Raw genomic sequence first — 8651 nt, 5'->3', positions numbered from 1 at the left:
CTGTGGGCAAATACTGATCAAGGTTTCTTCACCTCAGAATACAACGCGGCCGACAAATGGGACCCATGGAAAGAATTCCCTCTCCCTCATTGATTGTTTCAGAATGAGGTTCGGTGCTTTCCCAACGGCGCAACCGGACGGCCTCAACGCCGTGAGCCTCACGGGCTCCATGAGCACTGCTTTCTACTTCAACGACGACTACCATGGCTCGCTATGATGGCATTCCGTCAGCCCCAGGCCGACGGGTACTGGCAGGACCGCTGGAACGCGCTGTCGACGAGCCCGGGCAACAACCCAACAGGTCACACCCGGAGACCGGAGAGCTCCAGCTCGGGGCGTGCTTGAAACAAGCAAGCACCGATGGCTTGCAGCCTCTCTAGGTCCTGCGGGGCGGGTCAGCCGGTGACGGTCTCGGCGTGCCGGGTGAGCGCGTCCAGGAGCGCGGTCTGGTGGTCGGTCAGCTTGCCGTCGGTGCGGCCTTTTCCTGCTTGCGCAGCCAGGTACCAGGCCGGAAGGCCGGGTCGTCGCCGAGGCCGGTGCGGTTCGCCGGGCCGTCGAGGGTGCCGCCGGCGGCGAGGTAGGGCAGGCGGCGGTACGAGCGGTTCCAGTCCGGCTCCAGGTGCCGCAGCTCGTCCAGGCCGTCGAGCTTGGTGACCTGGTCGGCGGCGTAGGTGCACTGCCGCCGAGGACGAACTGCCGCCGAGGACGAGAGGTTTCCCCAACCGGGCCGGCGGGCGGTGATCAGAGCATCGTTTCTTCACCGGTAGTCAACCGCTTCTGCTGGCGCAGCGCGGCCGCGGTCCTGGCGGCCAGCTTCGGATCGGCGAGGACGCGGGCGATGAGGGCTTCGTCGGTCAGGCCGGCCTGCTGGGCGGGCACCGGAGCGCAGATCTGTGCCAGCTCGGACAGCACGGTGTCGACGTTGCCGTCCGTGAGCTCGTCGTGGTCCGTGCTGCTTGACGCCGTGGTCAGGGCGTCGAAGGCGGCTCGCAGGTGCGCGACTACCTGGGCCATGGCCTGCCGACCTCGCCAGCGCCCTCAACAACCTCGCAGTCCGGTTGGGTGAGGTGGGCCGGCGGAGGAGGGTCTGGCCGCCGTCGAGGAAGCCGCCGCCATCCGTCGGACCTTGGCCGAGGCCAGCCCCGATGCTTACCTGCCCGACCTCGCCGGTACCCTCAACAACCTCGCAGTCAGGTTGGGTGCGGTGGGGCGGGCAGAGGGCCTGGCGGCCATCGGGGAAGCCGTCGCCATCCGCCGCACCCTCGCCGAGACGAACCCCGATGCCTACCTGCCCGACCTGGCCAGCGCCCTCAACAACCTCTCCAACTTCATGGGTGCGGTGGGGCAGCGGGAGGAGGGCTTGGCGGCCGTCGGGGAAGCCGTCGCCATCCGCCGCACCCTCGCCGAGGCCAACCCCGATGCCTACCTGCCCAGCCTCGCCAGCGCCCTCAACAACCTCGCAGTCCGGTTAGGCGAGACGGGGCGGCGGGAGGAGGGCCTGACCGCCATCCAGGAAGCCGTCGGCCACTACCGCACCCTCGCCGAGGCCAACCCGGACGCCTACGTTTCCGCATGCCATCCACCGACCGGATTCACCCGAACGAGTCACCGCCCGCCGCGCCCACCGCCACGGCAGCAACCGCCCGCCGTATCGCAGAAGCCACGCGCGGCCGCAGGGGCCACGGGCGGGCAGGCGACCGCCGGGCGGCGCGAATCCCGCCGGGCCACTCCCCCTGCCACCGGTCGGCGGCGGTTGCGGCCGCGCGGGTCGCACGGGAGGGGAAAGGGACCGGGCGAAGTGGCTGACGGGGCGTCAGAACGTTGGGACGATGGTCGGCATGGACGTCACAACGGGTACGGGGGCGCGGCTTGTGAGGATCACGGTGGTCGACGACCGCGACGGCGTGCTGCAGTCGCTGTTCGACTGGCTGCGGATGGAGGACGGGCTGCGGGGGCGGCTGCGGCTGGAGGCCTCGCGCGACGCCGGGGCCGGGGAGATGGGCGCTCTGCTCGACGTGCTCACCGTCGCACTGGGGTCGGGCGGAGCGGGGGCGGTTCTCGCCAGTTCGCTGTCCGCCTGGTTCAGCCAGCGCCGCGCGGAGGTGAAGATCGTTCTCACCGGCCGCGACGGCCGCAGCGTCGAGGTGGACGCGCGGGTGGCGAGGGACGAACTGCCCGGCCTGTTGCGGGAGATCGGTCGGCTGGTGGACGGGCCGGAGCGCGAGGGGTGAGCCGTTTCCCGGACCCGGTGCGGTCGCGTGCCGTGCTGATCGGAGTGGGCTCCTTTCCGGAGGAGCCGGGTCTTTCCGATCTGCCGGCGGTGCGGGAGAACGTGGCGGGTCTGCGGCGGCGCCTGACGGATGCCCGGACGGGGGTGTTGGACGCGGGCAGCTGCGAGGTCGTCGATCCATCGGCGTCGGTCGCGGACATCGGCCGCGCGGTGGGCCGGGCCGCCGCCGAGGCCACGGACCTGCTGCTGGTCTACTACGCCGGGCACGGCCTGGTGGACGACCGGGGCCGGCTCCACCTCGCCACGAGCACCACCCGGACCGGCGCGCCGAAGTACAGCGCGCTGGCCGTCGACCTGCTGCGCGAGGACCTCGGGGCCAGCGGCGCGGCGGCACGCGTGCTGATCCTGGACTGCTGCTTCTCCGGGCGCGCCATCGACGTGATGGCGGGTGAGGAGGGCGTCGTGGACGGGCAGTTGTCCATCGCCGGCACCTACACGATGACATCGAGCAGCGCGACCACGCCGTCCTACGCGCCGACCGGCGAGCAGTACACCGCTTTCACCCGGGCCCTGCTGGCCGCCCTCGACAACGCGGAGCCGCTCACCCTCGACGGGATCTACCACGCCGTCGCCGCCGACCTCACCTCCCGCGGCCTGCCACGACCCCGACAACGCGCGACCGACACCGCCGCCTCCCTCTCCCTGACCCGCGGCCCCCTCCCACCCACCGACGCCCCCGACACCGAAGAATCGGACCGAGCAAGGTTCCACCGTCACCCAGAGCTCCAGGCGCGGCAGGCGAGGAACGCGATACGGGGATGCTTGTCGGTGATTGCCGGCCTGTGCCTGCCACTGGGCGGCGTGGTGGCCTGGGGGGCCCACGACGTGACGGCGTTGTGGGGGATCCCGGCCATGGGCGGGGCTCTGATGCTGATGGTCCTGGCGATCAAGGCAGTCGCGGCACCGTCCGAGCTGAAGGAAGCGGAACTGATCATCGACCGCTCGGCCATCACCCTGCACAACCACTACCGCAACCGCACCGACACCTTGCGGTTGGCGTGGGAGGACATCACGGCCGTGGGCGTGGTGCCGCCCTCCAACCTTCGGGGCCGATCAGACCTGTTCGGGCCCCACCATCTCCTGACGGTGCAACCAAAACCGGAGACCCCTCAGCTGTCGGCGTTCGACATGCTCTTTTCCGCAAAGCTCAGCAAACTCGGCTACGTTCCTCTCGCCAGAGTCGGAGGTTTCGCGACCGACAAGGACTCCGTCCTCGAGGCCCTGGACAGGTTCGCCGGTGTCCCCGTCCTGCACACCACCCAGGAACTCATGAACCACGACCCCCGCATCCGGGAAGACATGCTCTGAAATCCCAGCTCGACGCGTGCCTCCACGCGCAGCGAAGTGGGCGCAGCGGGCGGGCGGCCGCACCCAGCGGTCGGGCCTGCGCCGTCCGGGGGTGCTGAGGAAGCCGGGGCCGAGCTGGCCACGGGCGGGTTCGGCGCAGCACCGACGCGCCGCCCATTCGCGAACTCGACCGCCTCCGCGCCTACCTGCGGATGGTCCGCGCCGGCACGCGCCAGCAGTGGGAGCACGCCCCGGCCCACGAAGCCTCGGCGTCCCGGTAGTCGGCGTCCCTGGCCGCCCCGGCGCCCCCGATACCGCGGCAGTCGCCGATCAGCAGAGCGGCGACGCACCGGCGTGCCGTCTGCGGCAGCCGAGGGCTGCCCGGGCGGCCTTCGCTGCTGTCCCCGGAATCGTTCAGCCGACGCGCTGGACCTCGCGCAGCCACATCCCGGTGGCAGCCGACGCCGCCAGGACGACGGTGAGAGCGGCCGTCGCTGCAGCTTGGCTCGTGAGCCACCAGACGACCGGCGCAGCGACGGCACCGGTGGTGAGGGCGACGAGGATGCAGCGCAGCCGCCATCCGTGGGGAAGAGGTGGTGGGGTGCCGGGCAGGGGCGGTGGTTCGGGGCTGTCGTTCCAGTGGCGGGGTCGCCGGGGTCGCAGGGGCCCGGCAGGGATGAGCCGGGTGCCGTCGGGGAGGGCGATGACGAGGCGGCCGTCGGCTGTCCGTTGGTGGACGAGCACTGCGGTCGCGTCTTGTGGGTCGCCGGCTCGCAGGGATGCTGCGGCCGGTCCGGCCATGACGGGTTGCCATCCTTCGCGGGGACGGCCGTCGGCGGTGTGCCATTGCACGTGGACGACTGGCCTGGCGGTGGCGTGTCCGAGGGGTGCCTGGCCGCCGCGGGCGCGGCCCGGGGTGGCCGGGGCGCGGCGGATGCGGAGGTGGAGGAGGGCTCTGAGTCCCCAGAAGGTGGTGGTTCCGGCGGCGGCGAGTACGGCGAGGACGAGCGGGACGAGGTATTCGTCTCGCCGGTCGGTGAGGTCGTCGGCCTGTGCGGGGACGGCCCGGGGGTGGGCGGCGGCGGGGTCGTAGCGCAGTGGGTAGCTGTCGCCGGGGCGGTAGCGGTCGGGGTCGGACAGTGGGAGGCGCTCGGTGTGGGAGACATCGTTTGCGTCCGTCCAGGTCACGACGGCGAGGGCTCCGCGGCCCCGTTCGATTTCCTCCACACGGCCGTCGACGGCGGCTGTGGCCCGGTCAAGGGCAGCGCCGGAGTGCGCCCACCCGAGGGCGGACAGGCCGGCCACCGCGGCGCAGATCGCCAGGACAGCCGAAGGGACGCCCAGTGCCGCTCTGGCTTCCGTCCGCTGCATGAGCTGTCCTTCCTCGGGTGCTGCGGTGCACGAAGCAGTATCCGCGACCCGATCGTGCCCGCCATCACCGGGTCACGACAGCCCCAGACCCTCTGCCGCGTGCCCCTGCTCACAGCGGCCCGACCGCACGTCGATCGACCCGCCGAAGAGGGGGAGATCCTCCACCCCATCGGCAGGTCCTTCAGAGCAGAGCCGTTACCTGGCCGCGACATACCCTGCGGGGTATGCAACAGGTGTCACGGGTTGGTTGCGAATGGAGCTGTCAAGGGCCGGACTGGCGCAGTGGGAACCATTGGACAGGGCAAGATGTCCATCCATTGGATCTTGGAAGTGAAGGTCGAGCCGCGGGGGCGTCGACTGATTCACAGCCGAGGCCCGTCGTGTTCACCGCTACCCGCTTGGGAGACTTCAGCATGCGCTTCAGCCGCGCGATCGTGGCCGCCGCCCTGGCCGCCTCCGCCCTCGCCATCACCGCCTGCGGCCCGGACGGCTCCGGCACCGGTGCCGCCGCCCCGGCCTCCTCCCCCTCTGCCGCGGGCAGCGCGGGAGGAGACCCCGCCGCGTCCGCCACCGCCGGCCCCGCCTCCCCCAAGCCCGCCGCGAGCACGGGAAAGCCGGCGGGCGGAACCACTGCCAAGACGACCGGTGCGGCCGACGACTGCTCCCGCAAGGGCGGTGTGGTGGACGGCGGTACCGTCGTTGAGGCCGTTGAGGCCGTTGAGGCCTCCAGCGCGAAGTTCGCCCTGAAGGCCCGCCCGACCCGGTTCGTCTGCGGTCCCAACGTCCCCGGGGAGCCCTACTTCGAGGCCACCGGCAACACCGAGACCTACGAGTTCGCCCCGGACGCCACCGCATACGTCCTCAACCAGACCAAGCCCGAGCAGGCCTCCGTCGACTTCCTCGTCAAGATCGTCCAGGGCTGCAAGGGCAGCGCCCACACCGCGCCCGCCCCGTACCTCTGCTACGCGAACCAGTTCATCGTGAAGTTCGACCAGCAGGGCCGGATCACCTCCGCGACCCAGATGTACCGCGCCTGACCTCGCCACCCGCACCCTGCCGACAACAGACGACCACAGGCCGTCGTCGCAGGCCGGCGTCCGCACCGGACACCTCCGGTGCGGACACCGGACCAGGCCCGGTGCCGCTCTCCCCGGCCATCTCAGCCCTGCCCCAGGGCAAAAACCCGCCTTCGGAGCTCGAGGAGACACAGGGACGCGCTGGCCGGCGAACTCGGCAGCCGCCGCGGATGGCCGGCATCCGGTCCCGGTGCGTGCGAGCGCGGCGCTGCCCTACCGGACCCGGTGGCTGGTACGACGGCGGCGCAGAGGACAAGGGTTCCGGCTCCCAGGGCGAGGGCGGCAGCGCCGGTGGCGGCGACGGCGCTCGAGTCGCTGCCGCCGCCGGTGCCGGCCAGGCTGGTCCGGGTCTCCTTCTTGGCATCGTCGACCGTGGTGGCGGAGGCTTCTTGGTGGGCAGCCCGGACGGCGCGGCCGCGGGCGGCTTGGCCGGGGCGGCGCCGGAGGGCTTGGCGAAGGACGACGCGCCGGCACCGAGGGCTTGGCGGCGGACGACGCCGCCGAGGCTGAGGCGGGCGGCTGGGCGGAGGGGGAGGTGGAAGCGCCGCCGGGTGGGTGATGGTGAACGCCTTCTTCGCGCCCTCGAGGAAGCCGACTGCTCGGAGTGGACAGCGGTGAGCAACACGGCGTAGGGCCGGGCCGTGGCCGCGCCGGCGACGGCGTCGGCGGCCACGTTCAGCCGGACCTGGATGTTGACGCTCTTGCCTGCGGGGACGAAGACCACGGAGTTCTCTCGTCGGGTTCGGCTTCGTCGCTGCTTCCCAGGATGAGCGCGACGCCCGGCGTCGCTGATCATCAACGCGACGCCGGCACTGCGGGAGGACGGACCGCCGGAACGCCCGCACCCCGGCCCCTTCGGCGCGGGCACCACACCCCCACGCCGCTGTCCTCGGCCGTTCGGCCCTCGCAGCCCTGCGCCAGGGCGAGGATCCGCCTTCGATGGACCTCACATCCGCGCCACCGCGCGGGACGACCCGAGGAAGGAACTCGTCATGCACCGTGTCATGTTGAGCACCGCGTGCTGCGCCGCCGCCGCACTCGCGCTCCTGACCGCCCCCGCGCCCGCGTCCGCCGTCGTCTACGGCTGCGGGGGCCGCTACACCGACTACGTCGGAGCACTCGCCGTGGACGCGCCGTTCGTCGGCTCGGCCGTGCTGGACGGGGTCTCCAGGGCCATGACCGTCGCCCCGGTCAAGGCGGACGACAACATGCTCAGCGTGGAGATCGTGACGGCCGGACAGAGCCGGCAGACCACCGCCGACTTCGAGGTGCGGACCGACACCACAGGGCGGGGACAGATCTTCTTCAGCTCCTACTCCGGGGAAGGCGTCAGCACCAACCTGATCTGCACGGCCGGAACCCGGGTCACCTCCATCACCGGCATGGTCGCCACCCAGGACGGCCCCGCAGAATTCACCGTCACCCGCCCCTGACCGGCCCCCAGGCCCGACACCGTCCCAGATCGGAGTCCCCCGTGCCGTTGAAAAGCACCGTCCTGGTCGCGGCCCTCACCGGTCCCGTCCTCGCCACCGTGACCGCCTTCGCGCCCCACCAGGATGTCCCCACCCCGTCCCACCGCGCCGCCGCCACGAGCGGCAACGCCCGCTACGACGCGCTCTCGACCGAACCCGGCGACCGGGACGCCGGGCCCCACGTCAAGTGCCTCCTCGACCAGGGCCCCTGCGGCCCCGACGCCACCGAACTGAAACAAGGCCTTCCCGAGGCGCTGGAAGGGCCGTGCCGCGACTGCTCCGCAGAACAGGCCAAGGGCACGGCGGTCGTCGCCCATCTGACGCACAACCGTCCCGGCACCTGGGCGGACCTCCAGGGAAAGTACGCACCCGACCGCTCGTTCGAGGACAAGGCCGCCGCCGAGAACGGCTTCGCCGAAGACGGCTGACGTCCCTCCGGGAACAGCCCGTACCGGCGCCCGCCCACGGGTCCGCAGCAACACGGCCGCGTGTCTGCACTCCGACGACGGAAAAGTCGTCGGGGACACCATGCGCCAAGCGCAGGCTCATCCGCACGTGGCGGCGCGCCATTTTTCGGTACAGGGCATCGAGCACAGCGAGGTCGAGGCCGGCGATCGGCGACAAGGCGAGCCGGCCGGCGGAGCCCACCAGGACGTCCACGCCGCCGAACTCCCGCTCCGCGCGGTCGAGGGCTGTCGGCCGAGCTGGCGCGCGATGCTGCTCGGCCTGGATCCGACAGCCGACAGGTACGACCATGCTGTCGATCCACCACCGACCCGGTCCCCGACCTCGGCCGCCAGCCCAGCCGGCTGCGGCCCGACTGCTCAACACGAGAACCGAGCCAGCCACACCCCTGGCGTCGCGTGGTTCGAAAGAGTGCTTGATTCACGCGCCGACCGTGTGCCGCAGCCGGGCCGGTGCGGCGCGATGGCTTGCTGGAACCATGATGAGAGCAACCGCCGCCCTGGCCGCGGCGCTGACCGCCGCCGCAGGCCTGACCCTTCCCGCGGTGGCCCGCACCGACACCGCACCCGCCGGCCGCGCCCCGCTCGCCCGGGCAGTGCCGGCCCCCACGGCAGACACCTCCGTCGTCACCGTACGGGTCGGCGGCGACCGCACCGGCCCCCGCACCGTCGGTCCGCTCGCCGGCGTGGA

The 8651-nt window shown here is 71.9% G+C and carries 7 protein-coding genes and 2 pseudogenes; 7 read left to right on the top strand and 2 right to left on the bottom strand.

The features are described 5' to 3' along the window. Window positions 1–741: 741 nt before the first annotated feature. On the bottom strand, window positions 742–1014 hold the full coding sequence (locus tag ACFV1L_RS36065; protein WP_380374464.1) for a hypothetical protein: 273 nt from the start codon (window positions 1012–1014) through the stop codon (window positions 742–744). Between the two features lie 190 nt (window positions 1015–1204). On the opposite strand from ACFV1L_RS36065, the pseudogene ACFV1L_RS36060 reads away from it, so the two are divergent. From ACFV1L_RS36060 to ACFV1L_RS36050, 3 genes and pseudogenes are all read left to right on the top strand, one after another. Beyond that, window positions 1205–1393 (top strand): annotated as a pseudogene (locus ACFV1L_RS36060) (hypothetical protein); the annotation flags it as partial. 445 nt (window positions 1394–1838) lie between these two features. Further along, entirely contained in the window at window positions 1839–2231 is a 393-nt protein-coding gene (locus ACFV1L_RS36055) for a hypothetical protein (RefSeq protein ID WP_380374469.1), read from the top strand. Further along, window positions 2228–3598: a caspase domain-containing protein gene (locus ACFV1L_RS36050; RefSeq protein ID WP_380374466.1), complete on the top strand. Its 1371-nt coding sequence runs from the start codon at window positions 2228–2230 to the stop codon at window positions 3596–3598. The genes ACFV1L_RS36055 and ACFV1L_RS36050 overlap by 4 nt, the downstream gene beginning before the upstream one ends. 393 nt (window positions 3599–3991) lie before the next feature. Here ACFV1L_RS36050 and ACFV1L_RS36045 read toward each other — a convergent pair whose 3' ends face one another. Continuing rightward, window positions 3992–4948 (bottom strand): hypothetical protein, encoded by a 957-nt coding sequence (locus ACFV1L_RS36045; protein WP_380374462.1) that lies wholly within the window; start codon window positions 4946–4948, stop codon window positions 3992–3994. Window positions 4949–5361: 413 nt separating this feature from the next. On the opposite strand from ACFV1L_RS36045, the gene ACFV1L_RS36040 reads away from it, so the two are divergent. From ACFV1L_RS36040 to ACFV1L_RS36025, 4 genes and pseudogenes are all read left to right on the top strand, one after another. Continuing rightward, a complete protein-coding gene (locus ACFV1L_RS36040; RefSeq protein ID WP_380374459.1) occupies window positions 5362–5985 on the top strand; it encodes a hypothetical protein in 624 nt (207 codons plus the stop codon). A gap of 1031 nt (window positions 5986–7016) precedes the next feature. Next, window positions 7017–7457, top strand: a complete 441-nt coding sequence (locus ACFV1L_RS36035; protein WP_380374456.1) for a hypothetical protein — start codon at window positions 7017–7019, stop codon at window positions 7455–7457. 41 nt (window positions 7458–7498) lie between these two features. Beyond that, window positions 7499–7924, top strand: a complete 426-nt coding sequence (locus ACFV1L_RS36030; RefSeq protein WP_380374453.1) for a hypothetical protein — start codon at window positions 7499–7501, stop codon at window positions 7922–7924. Window positions 7925–8439: 515 nt separating this feature from the next. Further along, window positions 8440–8651, top strand: a pseudogene (locus ACFV1L_RS36025) (hypothetical protein); the annotation flags it as partial.

It is taken from the genome of Kitasatospora sp. NPDC059646, assembly GCF_042734615.1.
Classification (GTDB): Bacteria; Actinomycetota; Actinomycetes; order Streptomycetales; family Streptomycetaceae; genus Kitasatospora.
The sequence above is the reverse complement of the archived record's forward strand: the minus strand, read 5'-3'. Positions and strand labels throughout refer to the sequence as shown.